Genomic DNA, 20,368 nt, shown 5'->3' with positions numbered 1-20,368 from the left:
CACAACGATTACCCGCCGAGATGCCTCTTACATAAGGACAATTCTGCTCGATTCAAGCGCTGGCCATTTGACCTGGATCAGTCGGATTACGTCTCATCCAGAGGTTGGGTCAGCCAGATCAGGCTGGCCAGGCGTCCTGTCTGCGGGGAGCGCCTAAAGGAATAAAATCGCGCAGTGTCGGTATACGTGCACCATCCGCCACCGTAGATGGCATCAATGCCGATGGATGCCAGCCGCAACCGCGCCAGCTGGTAGATATCCGCCATGAAGCGTCCGTCATTGACGCTGGGTTTGAAGGCTGTTTTTGCCCGGGAATGCTCTGACACGAACGCCTCGCGCACTTCAGCCCCAACTTCAAAGGCGTCAGGACCGATTGCAGGCCCAAACCACACCAGGATATCTCGAGGGCTCGACTCAAGCGACGCAGCCGTTGCTTCGAGCACACCACTTACCAGCCCTCGCCATCCGGCATGAGCAGCCGCGACACGCGTCCCTTGCCGATTACAAAAAAAGACAGGCAGGCAGTCTGCCGTCATGATCGTTGCAGCAATGCCAGGCGTCGACGTCCAGGAGGCATCAGCCTCAAGCACTTGGGCCGGATCAGCCTCAACGACAGAAATCCCATGCACCTGCTTTAGCCAGGCGGGTCGACACCCTAGCGAGTCGACCAACCGTTGCCGGTTTTCCGCCACGGCGGCCGGATCATCCTGCACATGATCGCCCAGATTAAGGCTCTGATAAGGCCCATGACTGACGCCCCCTGACCGAGTCGTAACGCAGCCTCTCACATTGGCAGGCGCAGGCCAGTCGGGAATCAGCCAGTCATTCATCCGGTAAACGCCTCACGATCCTGACGCAAAAGGCTAAGCAGCCAGACGATATCCTCAGGCAGAGGAGACTCCCAGCTCATACGCTCCCCCGTCACCGGGTGATCGAGTTCCAGGAAGCGGGCGTGCAGCGCTTGCCTAGGAAACTCTCGAAGCGTCTTGACCAGTGTTGGGTTGGTAGCAGGCGGAATTCGGAAACGCCCGCTGTATACCGGGTCCCCTACCAGCGGAAAGCCAATGTGAGTCATATGGACCCGTATCTGGTGAGTTCTGCCAGTCTCCAGCTTGACGCGCACATGCGTATAGGCCCGGAATCGATCCAGGACACGATAATGGCTGACCGCCGGCTTTCCACCGGTAACCACAGCCATTTGCTGGCGCCGTTGGGAGTGACGGCCTATAGGCGCATCTACCGTACCGCCGGAAACCACCACGCCCGCTACAACCGCCTCATAAATACGACTGACGGAGCGTGCCTGAAGCTGGGCCACCAGATTGGTTTGTGCTTCCAGGGTCTTGGCGACAACCATCAGGCCGGTCGTATCCTTGTCCAGACGATGGACAATACCGGCACGGGGCACGTTTGCCAGCGACGGTACATGATGGAGTAACGCATTGAGGAGCGTACCATCGGCATGGCCTGCCGCAGGATGGACGACCAGCCCAGCAGGCTTATCCAGCACGAGCAAATGGTCGTCCTCATAGACGATATTGAGTTCGATATCCTGCGCCACCCAATCGCCCTGCGCTTCTCGCTCCGCGCGCAAGGACAGTATGGCGCCGCCATGCACCAGATCACGTGGACGCAGGACCGCGCCATCAACAGTTAGGCTGCCTTCCTTGATCCAGGACGACAGGCGAGAACGGGAATATTCAGAGAACAGCTGAGCCGCTACCTGGTCGAGACGCTGACCGCCGAGTTCTGTAGGCACTTCGGCGTTGAGTTGGATAATATCGGACATAGCAGCCAACAAAGGCGTGTAGCTTTTGGTTTCAGCCACACGCTGTGGTTAAATACGAAAACTTTTTGCCCTGGCATGATGTTCATGCCGGGTTGTTCATCATAACAGGACGGTTCCGGCTCCGTCAGCCGGCCGTTTCAGGGAACGCAAAGCCGCCATGCAATTGAAGCACCTGCTGCTGATCGCCAGCCTCGCCCTCACCGCTGCCTGTTCCTCCAAAGCACCTGAAGTGGCAGAAAACCTGAGCGAAACCGAGCTCTACAAGCAAGCTCAGGAAGATTTGAACAACAACAACTACAACCAGGCTGTCAGCAAACTCAAGGCTCTTGAGTCCCGCTATCCGTTTGGCCGTTATGCAGATCAGTCTCAGCTTGAGCTTATCTATGCCAACTACAAGAACGGAGAGCCTGAAGCTGCCCGTACATCGGCAGACCGCTTCATTCGTCTGCACCCCCAGCATCCAAATGTCGACTACGCCTACTACATGAAAGGTGTAGCATCCTTTGAACAGGACCGCAGTCTTCTGGCGCGCTTCCTGCCATTGGATATGACCAAGCGTGACCCGGGTGCTGCCCGTGACTCATTCAATGACTTTGCTCAGTTCACCAGCCGTTTTCCAAACAGCCGGTACGCACCTGATGCCAAGGCGCGCATGACCTATCTGCGCAACCTGCTGGCAGCGTATGAAGTCCATGTGGCCGATTACTACCTGCGCCGCAAGGCTTATGTCGCTGCGGCCAACCGTGGTCGTTATGTTGTCGAAAACTTTCAGGGCACCCCATCGGTAGGGGATGGCTTGGCAGTCATGACTGAGGCCTATCAGCATCTGGGCCTCAACGACCTGGCAGCTACCAGCCTGGAAACGCTGAAAATGAACTATCCGGACAACCCAAGCCTGGATAACGGTGAGTTCAAACCCAAGCAACGTAGCGAAGATGATCGCTCATGGCTGGCACGCGCAACCCTCGGTCTGGTTGATCGCCCCAGCGAGCCGCTTCCGCCAGGCGAGACACGAGCTGCTCAGGATGTACAGCGCCAATACGAAGATGCGAAGCGTGAAATTCCTCAGGAGCTGCTTCCAGAGAATCAACCTGCGCCTGGAGAGGCCGAAAATCCTGATGCTCCGCGTCGCTCATGGTTCAGCCGTCTGACGTTTGGTCTTTTCGACTGATGCGAACCTGAACAAAAAAGGAGGCTTTAAGCCTCCTTTTTATTTACTCCTGAAGGTCCGCAAAATAAGACACCTCATTCATATGAAGACCATGATGAGGTATAACGCTTCAACGGCCATCACACGCTGTGATGGAGTTTACTTTTGCAGTCTTCTAATGTGCCGTAACACCCGAAACGAATTTTGTAACGGCCGTACTACTATTTAGAGAACACTATGGGTTTGTTTCGCCTGCTTTTCTGGCTAGCTCTGATTATCGCTGTTGTATGGCTGTGCCGCCGCCTGCTACAGGCGAAACCACAGAAGTCACAGAAAACACGCCTAGCCAAACCACAGCCAATGGTTCGCTGCGGTCACTGCGGGGTACACATTCCTCGCGATAAAGCCCTACCCCACGGGGAGCTCTGGTTCTGCTGCCAAGATCACTTACAAAAAAGCCTGAGCAGTGAGCGCTGATTTTTTTCATTACAACCTGCAGGACAGTCGTATCCTGAGGTTGTATCACTACTACCGGGTCATTGTCGGGCTGGTTTTTATCCTTCTGGTTTCCACCAATCTGGACGACAACCTTCTGAAGGTAACCGAGGGTAAAAACTTTGTGGTTGGCAGCTGGATTTACCTAGCGGGTAATATCCTAGCGATTTTTCTGCCACCACTTCGTAAGCAAAAACAGATCTTTGCCCTGGCGCTAGTGGATATCGGGCTGCTGACCTATCTCATGTACAGCGCTGGCGGTACACCGAGCGGCATTGGCAACCTCATCATCATTACCGTATCGATCGCCAACATTCTTCTCGTTGGGCGTATTGGAATTCTGCTGGCGGCCTTGGCTACCCTTGCCCTCATTTATGCCACCGCCTATAGAACGCTTAGCCTTCCCTCAGAGGCCAATCAGTATGTTCAGGCGGGAGGCCTGGGCGCACTGTGCTTTGCCGCCGCATTTCTGGTGCAAAGTCTCGTCAGTCGGCTGTCCAAAAGCCAGACCCTGGCAGAAGAGCGGGCGCACGTCGTTGCCGATCTGGAAAATCTGAATGCGCTGATCCTGGACCGTATGCGCACCGGCATTCTGGTTCTGGACTCAAGAATGGCACCTATTCTAGCCAACCCTGCCGCTCGAGAGCTGCTCGGTCATCCAGAACTCGATACCGGGGAGTTGAATGATCAATGCCCCGAATTGATGGACCGGCTACAACAGTGGGAAAGGAACCGGACGCTTCGTCCTGCACCCATGCAAGCGTTCAGCGAAGGCCCACTGATCCAGCCCAGCTTCGTCCCCATCCAACGGAGCGGCAATCAGCATATTCTGATTTTTCTGGAAAACATTTCCCGTATTGCTCAGCAGGCCCAGCAGCTAAAGCTTGCATCATTGGGACGCCTCACGGCGGGCATTGCCCATGAAATTCGCAACCCGCTGGGGGCCATAAGCCACGCGGCACAGCTTCTTCAGGAATCAGAAGTACTCGATCAGCATGATCTTCGCCTGGCCCAGATCATTCAGGATCACTCCCGGCGCATGAACATCATCATCGAGAATGTCCTGCAACTGTCCAGACGCCGCCAGGCAGAGCCCCAACTGCTGGACCTCAAGTACTGGGTGCACCGCTTTGCGGGTGAATTCAGAACCACTCTACGTGAGCAACAGTTTGTCTATGTGCAAACGACATCAGGTACGATACAGACCCGCATGGACCCTAGCCAGCTGACTCAGGTGCTAACCAACCTCGTTCAAAATGGCCTACGCCATAGCAGCAAGCTGCACGGCAAGGGACAAGTGTGGCTGGATCTCTTCCGTGACCCCGACTCAGACCTTCCCATATTGGATGTCATTGATGATGGGCCAGGTGTACCTGAAGACCAGATCACCAACCTTTTCGAACCCTTCTTTACCACCGAAAGCAAAGGAACCGGGCTCGGCCTCTATATTTCCCGCGAATTATGCGAGAGTAACCAGGCCCGCCTCGACTACCGCCAGCAGGAACAAGGCGGCTGCTTCCGCATTACCTTTGCCCATCCGCGCAAGTTGAGCTGAACATGAATCGACAGAAAGTCCTGATCGTTGATGACGAACCCGATATCCGAGAGCTGTTAGAAATTACATTGGGTCGCATGAAGCTCGACACCTTTAGCGCAAAGAACGTGAAAGACGCAAAGGATCTGCTGGCTCGAGAATCCTTTGACTTGTGTCTGACCGACATGCGTCTTCCAGATGGCTCCGGTCTTGATCTTGTGCAATACATCCAGCAGAAATATCCAAATGTTCCTGTAGCCATGATTACCGCTTTTGGAAGTCTGGATACAGCCATCCAGGCATTGAAAGCGGGCGCCTTCGATTACCTGACCAAACCTGTTGATCTTCCTCGGCTCCGAGAGCTTGTAAGCACCGCCTTACGCCTGAGCAGCTCAGCGCCTGCCCCCATCAAGGTGGCAGATCACAGGCTGCTGGGTGACTCACCGCCCATGCGTACGCTACGGGCCCAGATCGGCAAACTCGCTCGCAGCCAGGCGCCCGTCTATATCAGCGGTGAATCCGGCAGCGGTAAAGAGCTGGTCGCCCGACTGATTCACGAGCAAGGCCCTCGTGCGGATCGCCCTTTTATTCCAGTCAACTGTGGCGCTATTCCATCAGAGCTGATGGAAAGCGAGTTTTTTGGTCACAAAAAAGGCAGCTTTACGGGCGCCATTGAAGACAAACAGGGCCTATTCCAGGCCGCCCAGGGCGGTACTTTATTTCTGGATGAAGTCGCCGACCTGCCGCTAGCCATGCAGGTAAAACTGCTTCGTGCCATTCAGGAAAAGGCTGTACGCCCCGTCGGCGGGCAACAGGAAGTAGCGCTGGATGTACGGATACTAAGTGCCACACATAAAGATCTGGCCGCTGAAGTAGCCGCTGATCGCTTCCGGCAAGACTTGTTTTATCGCCTCAACGTCATCGAACTTCGCGTCCCTCCGCTACGTGAGCGACGTGAAGACACTGCGGAACTGTGCTCGACTATCCTGAAGCGTCTCGCCAAGGAATCACAACAGGATCTGGCCCAGCTGACAGATGATGCTCTCGCCAAACTCAAGAGCTATCGCTTTCCGGGTAATGTTCGCGAGCTGGAGAACATGCTTGAGCGAGCCTATACCCTTTGTGAAGACAACCTGATCAAACCAAGCGATCTGCGCCTTGCAGATACCCCCCAGTCGTCCAGCACTGGCGAAACCAGTCTGGCCAATATCAATAATCTTGAGGATTATCTGGAGGAGATCGAGCGAAAGCTGATCATGCAAGCGCTTGAGGAGACGCGCTGGAACCGTACAGCTGCCGCTGAACGGCTCGGGCTTTCCTTCCGCTCGATGCGGTATCGCCTGAAAAAGCTGGGCATCGATTGATTACACGTAGCTGATCTCCAGCCGTGAGTCCGGCAGATAAGGTGCCGGATCGATGATAGGCGCCTCCCCTGTGATCAGATTGGTCAATAGCTGGCAGGAGGCAGGCGCCAAAACCAAACCGTTACGATAATGACCGCAGTTGAGCCACAAGCCAGGCCGCGCGGATACTGGGCCAATATAGGGAATGCCTTCAGGCGATCCTGGTCGTAGCCCAGCCCAATGAGCGACCATTGGGCTACCTTCCAGTGCAGGCAACAGCTCGATGGCTGAACGCAAAAGACTTTCGTGCGCTGCCTGGGTAGGCTTCTTGTCAAAGCCTGCATGCTCCAATGTACTACCTACCAGAATATGTCCATCTCGCCGCGGGATGGCATAGCGCCCTTTCGCCAGCACCATACTGGGCAGAAAATCATCTGCGCATTTGAATAGCATCATCTGGCCCTTAACCGGCTCGACAGGCAAGCTGATGCCAACGCTCTTCAATAACGAGCCGCTCCATGCTCCCGCTGAAACCACAACATGCCTAGACTGGACGGCAATGCCATCCACATAAACACCGGTGACAGCGTCCCCTTCCTGAAGAAATGCCTGCACTTCGCTTCCAGTCTTTATGGTTACGTTGGGCATAGCCGCCAGAGCGGCTTGAAGGGACTTAACCAGCCGCGGGTTTCTGACATTAGCCACATCCGCCATATAAATAGCCTTCTTGAAGCCCTCCCCTAATACCGGAACGTGGGAATAGGCCTCTTGAATAGGTACCGAGGCCAGAGGCCGTTGCCTTTCTCTAGCCCACGAAAGCGCCTCAGCTTCATCATCAAGATCCAGCCAATATAACCCTGTTACATGGACTTCAGGATCTACACCTGTCCTTTCGAAAAGCTGAGCGCCAAGTTCCGGGTAGAAATCTTGAGACCAGTGTGCCAACGCGGTGACGGGAGCGCTGTAGCGCCAGGGATAAAGCGGAGAAACGATACCTCCGCCGGCCCAGGAGGCCTCCTGACCAAGCTCTGCTCTTTCCAGAAGCAAGACGCTTTGCCCTGCCAAGGCGAGCTGCAAAGTCGAAAGCAGGCCAATAACGCCCCCACCAATGATCGCCACGTCAAAAACCACGTCACACCCCGCGCGATGCCACATTGACATCAAAAGTCAAAAAATAATCAAATTTCATTCAGCCAGGAAGGCTTGTATTGATAAGAATGGATTCGCTTATGAGCAATAAATATTCAGGATTTTCGCTAATAGAAATATTATTCGTATTAATTTTAGTCGCTACATTGTCAAGCTTTTCAATAGCGCCGCTCCAAAATTTTCTAAACAAGAGCAAAATGGAAGCTCTAGCAAATAACCTGTATACAGATATCGTTAGCGCTCGCCATATAAGTATTCAAAAAAACAAAAGAATCGTTGTATGCCCACTTCTTGAGTCTGGCAAATGTGGTACGGACTGGAGCAAGGGATGGCAAATCATGGACGATTTAGGCGTAATACAAATTCGCTATTCTGACACCAAAAGCAAGATAACTACGTCAAGGACAGAACCGCAAATAGTTTTCCAGCCTATAGGTACTAGCTTAGGCCATAACAACACCTTTCTAATCTGTGATGCGGATAGCAACGTTACGTGGCGGCTGATCTTAAATAACCAGGGTCGTCTCCGACAAGTTAAAGGAGCTGATCCTTTACAACACGCTAGTTCATGCAGCACTTCCCCTTCGGATTGACCGACTATCCCACAGAGAAACCCAATTGTCCCTCAGCCTGCGACAGCACCTAACCGTCAAGCAATAATTCAATGTCCTGATGGGAGAATCGTATGCTGTTCTTGAGAAGGAGCTCAGGCTTCACTCTGATTGAGCTTGTCGTCACCGTTGCTATCTTGGCTATCGTAGCTACGATAGCCACGCCCTCTATGAGCTATTTCATAGTAAAGCAAAGGGTTTCTAGCGATGCCTCAGAGCTTTACGGCTTTCTGATGCTTGCAAGAGCCGAAGCGACTAAACGGAATGCACAGATTAGTCTAATCCCTCGCCAAGACTCTTCAAATGGATGGAGTGCAGGTTGGTGTATTGGTCCCAGCAGTATTAACAGCTGTAACGATGCAAGCGTAATAAGATCGTACGAAGCCTCGGGGAAAACCCAGATAAACAGTGCTTACCTCAGTTCGTCGAACCGGCTGACCTTCAGAAGAGATGGAACACTGCTGGGAGGCGTAAGTACGAACTCATTCAAAGTCAGCTCTGATGTCCTAAAACAAAGTGAGACTGATGCTCGCTGCATTACTATCAATGCAGTAGGGCAAGCCTCTTTACGTGCAGCGCAACCCAACGTGCAGTGCTAAGGAAAGACATGACGCAAGGCTGCCTCATCTCTATGAACAAAGAAAAAGGACTCTCCTTAATTGAAGTTCTTGTCACTTTATTAATATTTACTATTGGTTTACTAGGCCTTGCAACTCTGCAACTGAATGCCCTGAAAAGCACTGCTGACAGCAATCAGCGATCCCAAGCTACTTGGCTCCTACAGGATCTCGCGGAGCGAATGAGGGCAAACGATTCATTTGCATCCAATACATCGGACACTGTTTCTGCGTATACAGAAACACCTAATTGCACGGCACTTCCATCGCCTATCTGCGCTGATCATTACGATCCTATTAGTGGTGCAAAAGTTAACGCCTCTAGCTGCGATGCTGTACAAATGGCTAAATTTGATCGATGGGAAGCACAGTGCTCTTACGCAGCGAGCAGCGCATATTCAAAAAATAGTGCTGCAGCTTCCGCTCGTTACAATAGTAGAGACTTCATAAGCGCACCCTCGTCTGGAAACCCAATCACTGTTACTGAACTTAAGGCGGGTTTGTATAAGTTGAACGCGTCCTGGAAGGGAAAAGGTGATGACAGCACAAACAGAAGTGCGGGATCGGAAAAACTTTCAGCTGAAGTAACCGTGACGCCATGAATAAAAATTACCGTTTCCAAAGCCAGCAAAAAGGGCTTTCTATTGTCGAGCTAATGATAGCGCTTACGCTAAGCCTTATCTTACTTGCAGGAGTGATACAGGTTTTCTTATCAACACGTCAAACCTATCAGACCAATGAAGTCATTTCACGGATGCAGGAAAATGGCAGATTCGCCCTTGACTTCATGACAAGAAGCGTTCGCTTAGGAGGATACTTAGACCCTAGTTCTGCATTACCTAAGCCTGCTGGAATTGAGGGGGGCTGCAGCATTATAGCGAATGACATCCCTTACTGCACAGTAAACGGCGCAGGTACCGCCTCTGATACATTGGCAGTCGCTTATCAAGTACCTGAAGATCCGAGTGATAATAATAAAAGAAGGGATTGTGCAGGTAAGGAGCTGACAGGCGCTAACATAGAAAAAGTATTAGTGAACGTTTTCTTTGTGGAAGACGGCTCCCTGAAATGCAGCTCTTATATAAAGGGAAATGCTTCATTTTTTTGGTTTAGCCAAAAACAATCTCTTGTTAATGGCATAGACAGCATTCAAATTCTGTATGGTTTAGGTAGTGGAACAGATACAGTCAAACAGTACGTCTCAGCTGATCGAATAGAAGAGACAGGTAATTGGTCAGATATAAAAACCGTAAGAATCGCTGTACTGGCCAACTCAGGCGCACCAAGCAAACCAGCAGCGCCGCAAAAAGACTATTATTTATTGGATAGTCCGCCTGTATCGCCAAACGACGGATATGTACGTCAGATATTTACAACGACCGTTCAACTCAAGAACACTTACTAAGGAAAATATGATGACGAGCAAACAACAGGGCGCAAGCCTAATTGTTGCACTTGTTTTCCTTGCAGTACTAACTATTGCTGGAATCACAGCAGCTCGCCTTGCGACTGTAGAAGAGCGTATGGCGGGCAATTCCCAGTCACGCTCAGAGCTATATCAGGCTACCCAGAGCGAGATACGCGCACAAATAGCTAACTTCAACGCAGACGTTGGCAAGCGTGCTTCACTTCTTAGCGCTGCGAATGCAGGTTTAGAACCCCTAGCAGGCAAACTACCAAATCGCAGAGCAGCAATTGGCCTCTCCAGCCTGTTAGACAAACAGATAGGAAATGCAAAAATATCTACTAATACGGTTAGGTTTATAACAAAAGGCAACTGTGAGGGAGCGTCAATAGGAAAATTTGAATGCTCCGCCTATGAACTTAACACAAAAACCACTCACGAGAATGGCGCTTACTCAGACCAGACTCAAGGCATCTATTTTCTTAACATAAAATAATCATGAAAAGAATAATCATCTTACTCGCGATGCCATTTTTTTTAGCCTTAATTAACTGGGCAAATGCCGATGACTCGGACCTTGGCTATATTGAAGATGCTCAAATAATATTAAACAGGATGCCCATCCAAAATGGTACACAGGGATACTTGCTGGCTACACCCTGCATGAAATGCCAAGTCAAAAAATTTAGCTTTGACAGTAAGACCTTATTTTATGTTAAAGGCGAGCCCGTTTCTGAAAAAGAACTGGGTGGGCGCATAGATTGGCGTGGAATGATTATGTTCTCACCTAAAACACCTTCAGTCGCACATACAGTGTTTTTGCAATAAGGGAATAGAAATGGAATTTATAAAGCGAAACAGACTTCCCAGCCTTGCTTCACTCATGTGTGTATTAGCAGCAACGTCTGCTATTGCTGATGACACAGAAATTTATGTGACACGTGACCTACCAGCCGATCAAAAAGTAAGACCCAATATTCTTTTTGTTGTAGACACATCCGGCTCAATGCAAAGCGGTGTTCCGGGCACAAACTGCTCCACCTTGAACTACAACAACACTAATACCTTACCTAGAAACTGGTGCACCAGCACTTATAAATGGACTAATGGAGCGACTAAAACACGCATACAGGTTGTAAAGGAAGTTATAAACAACCTAGTAAGTGAATTAGCAAGCAGTAACGACGTTAATATCGGCCTGGCACGCTTCGACTCTAACAGCAATGGCGGCTTTATCAACATTCCTGTAGACAGGGCCGCGACTAACGCCTCATCAATTATATCCGAACTTAACTCTTATTATGCAAATGGAGCAACTCCACTGCTCGAAACCTACTACGAAGCATCTCGCTACATGAGAGGAGAGGATGTAGCTTGGGGAAACAGCTCTGTGGGATATAGAGAATATGGCACTAACGCTATTCGTCAGAACTGGCGAAGCAATAATGCGTCTCGAAATGGAGACACTTACATTTCGCCAATTCAATACTCTTGTCAAAAAAGCAATATAATTCTAATTACTGATGGCCTACCTAACGGTGATAGCGACAACAACCAAACCATACAAAACCTAGTTTCTAAAACTAATACAGCTTACAAACAATGCAAAAATTATCCAACAGATGGTGAGCCCTACGCTGGCTGCTGGGCACCTGGCCTTGCAGAATATTTAGCCAATCAAGACAACAACCCAAACCTACCTGGCTCCCAGAGAATAAACACCTACACTATTGGCTTTGGCAATATAAGTAATACATCATTACTACAAGATACCGCAAACCTCGGAGGCGGTCGATTCTTTACAACCACTAACACATCTGAGCTAACTTCAGCTCTAAAATCTATTGCTGTAGATATCTTGGCCGAGAACACCACCTTCAGCACGCCTAGTGTAGCAGTTAGCGCTTATAACAATCTTGGCTATAGAAATGACCTTTATTATGCTCTATTTAGACCTGCAGAAGATGCACGCTGGTTTGGTAATATAAAAAAATATAAACAAGGCAGAGATAGTTCCGGTAATACTGCCGTGCTTGATCGCAACGGATCATTAGCAATAGATAATACGACTGGTTTCTTTAGCAATACCTCCATGAGCTATTGGAGCGGTGTTGTTGACGGAAGAGATGTAAAGCTCGGTGGCGCTGCTGGTCAACTTAGCAATCCCTCTTCAAGAAAAGTTTTAACGTATACAGGAGCAGACAGAGCACCTGGCGAAACCACCAGTGTCAATCTAAACACTTCCACTCATCTGCTTACCACAAACAACTCCGCCATCACTAATGCCATGCTAGGTTTATCCAGTTCTGCTACTGCAGATAATCGTGCAAACGTGATTAAATGGGGAAGAGGGCTTAATCCCACCGATGGTACTGCGCGCCTAGCATTGGGTGATATTCTTCATAATGAGCCTAAATTAATTGCGTACGTAACAGATGAAGACCTAGTTCGGGTGGCAAATTCGCAAGCGATACCGCCAACAGCAACATCTACTGAGAAGCTGGTACTTTTTTATGGTACGAATGAAGGCTTCATCAATGCGGTAGACCCAGCTACAGGCAATGAAATTTTCTCATTCATACCTAAAGAGCTGCTTCCTAATCTCAATACTTATTACACTGCACCGAAAGGGACTAGCCAAAAGAAATATGGCATGGATGGGCAGTTTGACTTATATGCTGAGTACGGCTCGCTAAGCGCAAACAACACTCGGACTCTTTCCAAAGCTACTTTTTACGCAGGCATGCGCCGTGGCGGCAAAAATTACTACGCGCTTGATGTCACACCTACCTCCGTTTCAGGTACTGTAAGTATTGATCCTAAATTAAAGTGGGTTATAAAGGGAGGCACAACTGCGGGCTTTGAGAAGCTAGGCCAGACATGGTCGACACCTAAAGTCTCCAAAGTAAAGTTTAACAATAAAACCCGTCAAGTATTGATATTTACTGGCGGTTACGATACGCGGCAAGACATTGAATCACCGAATACTCCCGCAGATGATGCTATCGGTAATGCACTATACATAGTAGATGCAGATACAGGTGCCCTGCTATGGCACGCAGGAAGTACAAACGAAGCTTCAGCCAATTTAAAAATTGGATCAATGACCAATAGCATTCCAGCCGACCCTACCTTGGTTGACATTAATAATGATGGAAATGTTGATTATATATTTCTAGCTGACACCAGGGGCCAAATCTTTAGGGTCGACATCAATCAAAGCAATTCTGGTGCAGCCGACTTTGCAAAAGGTGGTCGCATTGCCAACTTTGGCGGGACCACTGCTGCAGATAACAGAAGGTTTTACAACTCTCCAGACGTAGCACTGATACGTGAGCGTGGAGGAAAGACATACTTTACTATCGCTATAGGCTCTGGGTACAGAGAGCATCCCCTAAATGAAGATACAGCAGATCGCTTTTATGTATTAAGGGACAGTAATGTCTATAGCTCCCCCGCTACCTACACAACACTAACAGAATCAAATTTGGTTGATGTTACCAGCGTAAATCTAACATCAGCTCAGGCTCAAGAAATTCAGGAAAAAATAGATTCCAAACTGAATGAGATCAATATACTTAACCAAAAGACCACACTAGCGGAAAATAATTTTTCCAGCTATAAATCAACGGTTGGCTATATAGAAAAACTTAATTTGCTCACACAGGCCAACAGCGATGCCAATTCGAGGCAAGCTCAGATTGATGCATTGTACGCAACAGATCCTTACTTAGATGACCATGCAGCAGAGTCCTCATCTCAAAGTGCTTTGCAAGGAAAAATTCTGGATCTTCAGCAAGCATTGACCAAGCTTAACAGCTACGATTCCGAACTAGCAAAGCAACTTGGCCAACAGCTTTCTGGACTGCTACTCGTTCAGAGCAGTCTCGATACCGCCAGTGCTAATGTTGCAAGCAAAGAGCAAGCAGTAATTGATGCTAAAGCTAAAGGTGCTTCCGGAGATACCATATTAAGGCTTGAGGAGGATCTATCAGCTGCTAGAAGCAATTATGAAAATATGGCCTGGTATGGAAAGCGTAGCAGTATTAATCAACAAGACATTACTACCATTCTTCGCAGTTTAAGTAATTTAGTAGATGCTAAAGACAATAATGCTATCCAGTCGTCGTTATCCGAGCTAGCGCAGTCTCTAAACCTAACTACTGTACCCAGCAAAGAAAACAGTGATGTTTTAACGCTGCTAGCCAGAGACGAGCAAGGAAAAGCTACTACACTTGCAAACACAGCTCAGAATCAGCAAGGTCTTGTTACGCTAGCCAAAAAACTGGAGAGCGAGCGACTTACGCTTGCGGGCCAAGCCTCCTCTTTACAAAGTGATTTGGCGGCACTAACGAACCGCGAATATGACAACTCAAGCAATTTGTTGAGCGCAGAAGATCTTGCAGCTGCAACCGCACAGGATGCTGCAGCACCACTTACCATGTTTGAGGCTTATGAGTTCTTGATATCTAAAGCACGTAATGCAGCGTTAAATCAGATTCCAGCGCTTCGCTCGGATATCAACAATCTTTATACTCAACTGACCCCAGGAAACACCTACACACCTAATATGACACTGCTTAATAGCAGCAGTGGCTGGTTTGTACGCTTCCCGCAAGGGGAAAAAGTTTTAGCAGCCTCGACCAGCTTTGATGGCTCCGTACTGTTTACAACTTTCAGCCCGAACGGCCAGACCGTCACAACATGCGGTCCTGATATAGGCAAGGGCCGCTTCTATGCAATGAATCTCACTGATGCTACGGCTGTATTTACCACCACGGTTAATGGCTCTGATATCCCTACCAGAAGCTTTGACCTAGTAAGGGGTGGTATCCCACCGACCCCATCAATAATCCTTGACGACAAAGGTGCAGGGATTCTGGTTGGCTCGGAAAGTGCTGGGCCTAAGACACTTCCAAATGGCAGCGAAGGCCAAGTTAAGTGCTCTTTATCAAGCTCGGGCTTTTGCAAATCAAATAATGCCGTGAGCGGAACCTATTGGAGAGAAAACTGATGAAGAAAGCTTACGGCGGTTTTACTTTAATCGAAGTTATGGTTGTTGTAGCCATTGTTGGCATTCTTGCCGCTATTGCCTATCCCAGTTATCAATCTTATGTACGCAAAGGCCAGCGTAGCGAGGGCAAAGCCAAGCTGATGGAAATCATGCAGGCACAGGAACGTTATAACTCTCAAAACCAGTCCTATGTTGCTAATCTGGGAACAGGTGGCCTTGGTTTCAATGCGCTTGCCAATGCGTCAGTCTCTAGCGAGACCAGACTTTATAACATCAGCGCTCAGGCATGTGCCGGGCAAACAATTGCCAGCTGCGTCCTTTTGACCGCAACCCCAACACGTAATGATCCAGAGTGCACGACGCTAACGCTAGATAGCCGAGGGACGAGAGGGAGCTCAGGAACAGCAACATCGCAAACTTGCTGGCAATAACACAATAGTAAAAAGGCCTGATGCTTTAGAGCATCAGGCCTTTTTACTTTCTACAACAAGTTTACACGTCTATACATCAACCGCTTTTACCCTTAACTCCTTTGGTAGCGAGAACGTAATATTCTCCGGCTGGCCTTCAAGCTCCAGCCCTTCGCTCGCGCCCCAGGCTTTTAGCTGGTCGATAACGCCTTTGACCAGAACCTCAGGAGCCGAGGCGCCTGCGGTGATACCGATCCGCTCTACCCCACTAAACCACTCCTGCTTGAGATCTTCCGCACCATCAATAAGGTAGGCAGGCGTACCCATACGCTCGGAGAGCTCACGCAGACGGTTGGAATTGGAGCTATTAGGACTTCCGACGACTAGAACGATGTCTGACTCAGCTGCCAGTGTTTTAACGGCGTCCTGGCGATTCTGAGTGGCGTAGCAGATGTCGTCTTTGCGTGGGCCGCCAATGTTCGGAAACTTGCCGCGCAAGGCATCGATGACCTTGCTGGTGTCGTCCATAGACAGCGTAGTCTGAGTAACGAAAGCTAGCGAGTCAGGGTTGCGGACCTGAAGCGCCGCAACGTCTTCCTCGTCTTCTACAAGGTAGATCGATCCGCCATTACGCGTATCGTACTGACCCATAGTGCCCTCTACTTCTGGATGACCTTCATGGCCAATCAGAATGCATTCGCGGCCGTCACGGCTGTATTTGGCTACTTCCATGTGAACTTTGGTCACCAGCGGACAAGTAGCATCAAAAACCTTGAGCCCTCTGTTTTCAGCTTCCTTGCGTACCGCCTGGGAAACGCCATGGGCGCTGAAGATCACGATAACATCATCAGGCACCTGATCCAGCTCTTCGACAAAAACAGCGCCACGGTTGCGCAGGTTTTCTACGACGAACTTGTTATGCACCACTTCATGTCGGACATAGATCGGCGGGCCGAACACATCAAGCGCGCGATTGACGATATCGATTGCGCGATCAACCCCTGCGCAAAATCCCCGAGGGTTGGCTAATTTGATTTGCATGTTGAATTCCTTTCGCTCAGCGTCTGCTACTGAGCAGGCCTCAATGGGCAACAACCGGCTCAATGGCGATAATTTCGACTTCGAACGTCAACGTGCGCCCAGCAAGCGGGTGGTTGAAGTCTATAATCACCGCATGATCATCGAAGGATTTAACGATGCCGGGCATTTCGCCTCCTGCCGCATCGGTAAAGATAATCAGCAACCCTTCGGACAAGTCCATATTCTCGAAATCGTCTCGAGGCATCTGCTGCAGATTTTGCGGGTTTGGCTGACCAAACCCCTGCTCAGGCAGAATCGTCAGGCTACTACGCGCGCCCTCAGGCAAGCCGAACAACGCTTGCTCGAAGCCAGGCAGGAGATTGCCGTCCCCTACCCTGAACGTTGCAGGCGCCTTGTCGAAGGTTGTGTCAACAATATCGCCGTTTTCCAGCTTGATCGCGAAATTGAGCGTTACGCGCGTTTCTGGACCAACCGTTATCTCAGACATGGGCTTCTCCCGTCTTTTTGGTACGGAACATATCCAGGGCAAGCATGATGGCACCTACGGTAATGGCGCTGTCTGCCAGGTTGAAAGCGGGAAACAGATGTTCCCGCCAATGTACAAGGACGAAATCAATAACGTGCCCCAACACGATACGGTCGTACAGGTTACCGATAGCGCCGCCCAGGATCAGCGCCAGGGCAATAGCAATCCAGGTATCGTTGCGTCCCAACCGCTTGAGCCAGACTATCAGGGTAATGCTGACTGCAATGGCAATCGCAGCAAAAAGCCAACGCTGCCAACCGGAATGATCCGCCAGAAAGCTGAACGCTGCGCCTGTGTTATAGGCGAGCGTCCAGCTGAACAGATCAGGAATCACCTCGATGCGCTGATACAGACTGAGCTGCCCTTCAAAATAAGCCTTGCTCAGTTGATCCAACACAACGACAACCACACTCAACCATAACCAGGCCAGACGGCCAAAACGGCCTGCCTCAGGCATAGCGGCGCACCTCACCATTGCCAAAGACGTTACTGACGCAACGGCCACAGATTTCAGGGTGGTTGGGGTCAATTCCTACGTCATCACGATGGTGCCAGCAACGGGCACACTTGGTGCTGCCTGATTTGCGAACCAGAAGTTTGAGACCTGCCACCTCGCTCTCTACCGCTTCGTCAGGCGCCTCGTCAAACGTTGCAACCTCGACCCGAGAAGTGATCAGGATAAAGCGCAGGTCTTCACCCAGTTTCTTCAGTACCGCACTCAGCGGGCCGTCAACGAACAGCGTGATTTCTGCCTGAAGGTTGCCGCCGATTGTCTTGGCGTTACGCTGGTTTTCCAGCTCTTTATTGACAGCAGCCTTGACCGCCATCACCTGATCCCAGAATGCGCGATCAAGCTCAGTGTCAGCTGGCAGTTCGGTCAACTGGTCATACCAGGTATTAAGCATGACAGACTCGTTGCGCTTGCCTGGCAGGTATTGCCAGATTTCCTCGGCAGTGAAGGCCAAGATAGGCGCAATCCAGCGAACCAGTGCTTCCGCAATATGGAACATGGCTGTTTGGCAGGAACGGCGAGCGCGGCTGTCAGTGCCCGTGGTGTACTGGCGATCCTTGATGATGTCGAGATAGAAGCCACCCAGTTCATGCACACAGAAGTTGTGCACTTTCTGGTACACGTTCCAGAAACGATACTCGTTGTAGGCTTCCTCAAGCTCATGTTGCAACAGGAGCGCGCGATCCACAGCCCAGCGATCAATAGCGATCATGTCTTCCGATGCCAGCAGATGCTGCTCAGGATCGAAGCCGTTCAGGTTGGAAAGGAGGAAACGTGCAGTATTGCGGATACGGCGATAAGAGTCAGCCGAACGCTGCAGGATCTGTTGTGAAACCGCCATTTCACCCGAGTAGTCAGTCGCCGAAACCCATAGGCGCAAAATGTCAGCGCCCAGCGTATCCGTCACCTGCTGCGGTGCAATCACGTTGCCCAGCGATTTGGACATCTTGCGGCCATTCTCATCTACGGTAAACCCGTGCGTGAGCAATGCTTTGTAAGGTGGGTGGTCGTCGATGGCACAACCGGTCAGCAGCGATGAGTGGAACCAACCACGATGCTGGTCGGAGCCTTCCAGATACAGGTCAGCAACCGGCCCCTGATCATGGCCCAGCTGATGCGAACCACGTAGCACATGCCAATGGGTAGTGCCCGAGTCAAACCAGACGTCCAACGTATCAGCGATTTTTTCATACTGGAGGGCTTCATCACCCAGCAATTCGGCAGCATCCAGCTTGAACCACGCCTCGATACCGGCCTGCTCAACGCGCTGAGCAACCTCTTCCATCAACTCTACCGTGCGAGGATGCAGCTCTCCGCTTTCCTTATGCAGGAAGAATGGAATCGGGACACCCCAGGTACGCTGACGCGAGATACACCAGTCAGGCCGACCGGCAATCATGCCATGCAGACGGGCCTGTCCCCAGGCGGGCACAAACTGGGTCTGCTCGATGCCTGCCAAGGCACGCTCACGAAGGGTGCCGCCCTCTACTGGCTGCTTGTCCATGCCCACAAACCACTGCGCGGTCGCACGGTAGATCAGTGGGGTTTTGTGACGCCAGCAATGCATGTAGCTGTGAGTGATATTCTCGCTGGCCATCAGGCAGCCGACTTCGCGTAGCTTCTCGACAATGGCGGGATTGGCTTTCCAGATGAACTGACCACCAAAGAAGGGCAACGACTCGACATAAACGCCGTTGCTCTGCACAGGGCTCAGGATGTCATCGTTAGTCATGCCATAGCGCTTGCAGGACCGGAAGTCATCCTCGCCGTAAGCAGGCGCACTGTGCACAATACCTGTACCAGCACCCAGCTCAACATAGTCAGCAAGGTAAATGGGCGAGCGGCGATCGTAGAAAGGATGATTGAAGGCGATCAGCTCCAGCGCTTCACCCTTGGCCGTCGCGATGACCTTTCCTTCCAGCGAGTACCGCGTCAGGCAGCTCTCGACCAGTTCCTCAGCCAGCAGAAGCAGCTTGTCGCCCACGTCCACCAGTGCATAGTCAAACTCGGGATGCACATTAAGCGCCTGGTTGGCCGGGATGGTCCAGGGTGTGGTAGTCCAGATGACGATATAGGCTTTCTTGGGCAGCGCTTCCAGGCCGAAGGCAGCAGCAAGCTTGTCATCCTCGGCGCTGGGAAAGGCCACATCGATCGTCATGGACTGCTTGTCCGCGTACTCCACTTCAGCTTCGGCCAATGCAGAACCGCAATCGAAGCACCAGTTGACCGGCTTCAGACCCTTGAATACAAAGCCTTTACGAACCATTTCAGCCAATGCACGGATTTCTCCCGCCTCGTTGGCATAATCCATGGTTTTGTAGGGATTATCCCACTCACCCAACACACCCAAGCGGATGAAGTCGGCTTTCTGTCCTTCTACCTGCTCAGCCGCATAGGCTCGGCAGAGTTCGCGGGTTTTGTCTGCTGGCAGATTCTTGCCGTGGGTGATCTCAACCTTGTGTTCGATAGGCAGGCCATGGCAATCCCAGCCGGGAACATAGGGTGCGTCATAACCCGACAGGGTTTTGGAGCGGACAATAATGTCCTTGATGATCTTGTTGACCGCATGACCAATATGAATATTGCCGTTGGCATAGGGCGGGCCATCATGAAGGATGAAGGTAGGACGCCCTTTGCCAATTTCGCGCAGCTTCTGGTAGAGACCAATACCATTCCAGTACTTGAGGGTTTCAGGCTCGCGTTGCGGCAAGCCGGCTTTCATGGGGAAATCGGTAGCTGGAAGGTTAAGCGTGGCTTTGTAATCGGTCATTTC

Annotated in this window: 19 protein-coding genes; 12 read left to right on the top strand and 7 right to left on the bottom strand. The window is 50.7% G+C overall.

The features are described from left to right. Window positions 1-86: 86 nt before the first annotated feature. Window positions 87-830: a peptidoglycan editing factor PgeF gene (gene pgeF, locus B3729_RS16270; RefSeq protein ID WP_286788382.1), complete on the bottom strand. Its 744-nt coding sequence runs from the start codon at window positions 828-830 to the stop codon at window positions 87-89. Next, on the bottom strand, window positions 827-1,789 hold the full coding sequence (gene rluD, locus B3729_RS16265; protein WP_197872026.1) for a 23S rRNA pseudouridine(1911/1915/1917) synthase RluD: 963 nt from the start codon (window positions 1,787-1,789) through the stop codon (window positions 827-829). Before rluD ends, pgeF begins: the two co-directional genes overlap by 4 nt. 157 nt (window positions 1,790-1,946) lie before the next feature. Here rluD and B3729_RS16260 point away from each other — a divergent pair, with 157 nt between their 5' ends. The 4 genes from B3729_RS16260 to B3729_RS16245 all read left to right on the top strand — a co-directional run bounded on the left by B3729_RS16260 (window position 1,947) and on the right by B3729_RS16245 (window position 6,332). Continuing rightward, on the top strand, window positions 1,947-2,960 hold the full coding sequence (locus B3729_RS16260; RefSeq protein ID WP_010797197.1) for an outer membrane protein assembly factor BamD: 1,014 nt from the start codon (window positions 1,947-1,949) through the stop codon (window positions 2,958-2,960). A 216-nt stretch (window positions 2,961-3,176) separates the two neighbouring features. Then, window positions 3,177-3,416 carry a PP0621 family protein gene (locus B3729_RS16255; protein ID WP_239381792.1) on the top strand — a complete coding sequence of 80 codons (240 nt, stop codon included), beginning with the start codon at window positions 3,177-3,179 and terminating at the stop codon, window positions 3,414-3,416. Then, window positions 3,406-4,989 (top strand): sensor histidine kinase, encoded by a 1,584-nt coding sequence (locus tag B3729_RS16250; RefSeq protein ID WP_150347965.1) that lies wholly within the window; start codon window positions 3,406-3,408, stop codon window positions 4,987-4,989. The genes B3729_RS16255 and B3729_RS16250 overlap by 11 nt, the downstream gene beginning before the upstream one ends. 2 nt (window positions 4,990-4,991) lie before the next feature. Then, complete coding sequence (locus B3729_RS16245; protein WP_286788381.1) at window positions 4,992-6,332, top strand: sigma-54-dependent transcriptional regulator; 1,341 nt, start codon at window positions 4,992-4,994, stop codon at window positions 6,330-6,332. On the opposite strand, the gene thiO is transcribed toward B3729_RS16245, so the two are convergent. Continuing rightward, window positions 6,333-7,442 carry a glycine oxidase ThiO gene (gene thiO / locus B3729_RS16240; protein ID WP_286788380.1) on the bottom strand — a complete coding sequence of 370 codons (1,110 nt, stop codon included), beginning with the start codon at window positions 7,440-7,442 and terminating at the stop codon, window positions 6,333-6,335. A gap of 86 nt (window positions 7,443-7,528) precedes the next feature. Between thiO and B3729_RS24810 the strand changes: the two genes are divergently transcribed. The 8 genes from B3729_RS24810 to B3729_RS16205 all read left to right on the top strand — a co-directional run bounded on the left by B3729_RS24810 (window position 7,529) and on the right by B3729_RS16205 (window position 15,538). Further along, entirely contained in the window at window positions 7,529-8,053 is a 525-nt protein-coding gene (locus tag B3729_RS24810) for a GspH/FimT family pseudopilin (protein ID WP_414704027.1), read from the top strand. Between the two features lie 92 nt (window positions 8,054-8,145). Further along, complete coding sequence (locus B3729_RS16235; protein WP_312126029.1) at window positions 8,146-8,670, top strand: GspH/FimT family pseudopilin; 525 nt, start codon at window positions 8,146-8,148, stop codon at window positions 8,668-8,670. Window positions 8,671-8,702: 32 nt separating this feature from the next. Then, window positions 8,703-9,290 (top strand): type IV pilus modification protein PilV, encoded by a 588-nt coding sequence (pilV, locus tag B3729_RS16230; protein WP_286788379.1) that lies wholly within the window; start codon window positions 8,703-8,705, stop codon window positions 9,288-9,290. Continuing rightward, on the top strand, window positions 9,287-10,093 hold the full coding sequence (locus B3729_RS16225; protein ID WP_286788378.1) for a PilW family protein: 807 nt from the start codon (window positions 9,287-9,289) through the stop codon (window positions 10,091-10,093). The genes pilV and B3729_RS16225 overlap by 4 nt, the downstream gene beginning before the upstream one ends. A gap of 10 nt (window positions 10,094-10,103) precedes the next feature. Further along, window positions 10,104-10,589 (top strand): pilus assembly PilX family protein, encoded by a 486-nt coding sequence (locus B3729_RS16220; protein ID WP_286788377.1) that lies wholly within the window; start codon window positions 10,104-10,106, stop codon window positions 10,587-10,589. 2 nt (window positions 10,590-10,591) lie between these two features. Continuing rightward, window positions 10,592-10,921, top strand: a complete 330-nt coding sequence (locus tag B3729_RS16215) for a hypothetical protein (protein WP_286788376.1) — start codon at window positions 10,592-10,594, stop codon at window positions 10,919-10,921. A gap of 10 nt (window positions 10,922-10,931) precedes the next feature. After that, a complete protein-coding gene (locus B3729_RS16210; RefSeq protein ID WP_286788375.1) occupies window positions 10,932-15,107 on the top strand; it encodes a PilC/PilY family type IV pilus protein in 4,176 nt (1,391 codons plus the stop codon). Then, complete coding sequence (locus tag B3729_RS16205) at window positions 15,107-15,538, top strand: type IV pilin protein (protein ID WP_286788374.1); 432 nt, start codon at window positions 15,107-15,109, stop codon at window positions 15,536-15,538. The genes B3729_RS16210 and B3729_RS16205 overlap by 1 nt, the downstream gene beginning before the upstream one ends. A gap of 69 nt (window positions 15,539-15,607) precedes the next feature. Here the strand turns inward: B3729_RS16205 and ispH are convergent, their stop codons facing one another. The 4 genes from ispH to ileS are packed head-to-tail and all read right to left on the bottom strand — an operon-like array spanning window position 15,608 to window position 20,365. Further along, the gene (ispH, locus tag B3729_RS16200) at window positions 15,608-16,558 is read right to left on the bottom strand and encodes a 4-hydroxy-3-methylbut-2-enyl diphosphate reductase (RefSeq protein ID WP_286788373.1); all 951 of its coding nucleotides are present in this window, start codon (window positions 16,556-16,558) and stop codon (window positions 15,608-15,610) included. Window positions 16,559-16,598: 40 nt separating this feature from the next. Continuing rightward, a complete protein-coding gene (locus B3729_RS16195) occupies window positions 16,599-17,045 on the bottom strand; it encodes an FKBP-type peptidyl-prolyl cis-trans isomerase (protein WP_010797184.1) in 447 nt (148 codons plus the stop codon). Further along, a complete protein-coding gene (lspA, locus tag B3729_RS16190) occupies window positions 17,038-17,541 on the bottom strand; it encodes a signal peptidase II (RefSeq protein WP_286788372.1) in 504 nt (167 codons plus the stop codon). Before lspA ends, B3729_RS16195 begins: the two co-directional genes overlap by 8 nt. Then, window positions 17,534-20,365, bottom strand: a complete 2,832-nt coding sequence (gene ileS, locus B3729_RS16185) for an isoleucine--tRNA ligase (RefSeq protein WP_286788371.1) — start codon at window positions 20,363-20,365, stop codon at window positions 17,534-17,536. The genes lspA and ileS overlap by 8 nt, the downstream gene beginning before the upstream one ends. Window positions 20,366-20,368: the final 3 nt, after the last annotated feature.

The sequence above is a fragment of the Pseudomonas sp. UBA3149 genome (assembly GCF_002364655.1).
Classification (GTDB): domain Bacteria; phylum Pseudomonadota; class Gammaproteobacteria; order Pseudomonadales; family Pseudomonadaceae; genus Chryseomonas; species Chryseomonas luteola.
Note: the sequence above shows the minus strand (reverse complement) of the source record. Positions and strands in the feature narration are given on the sequence as shown.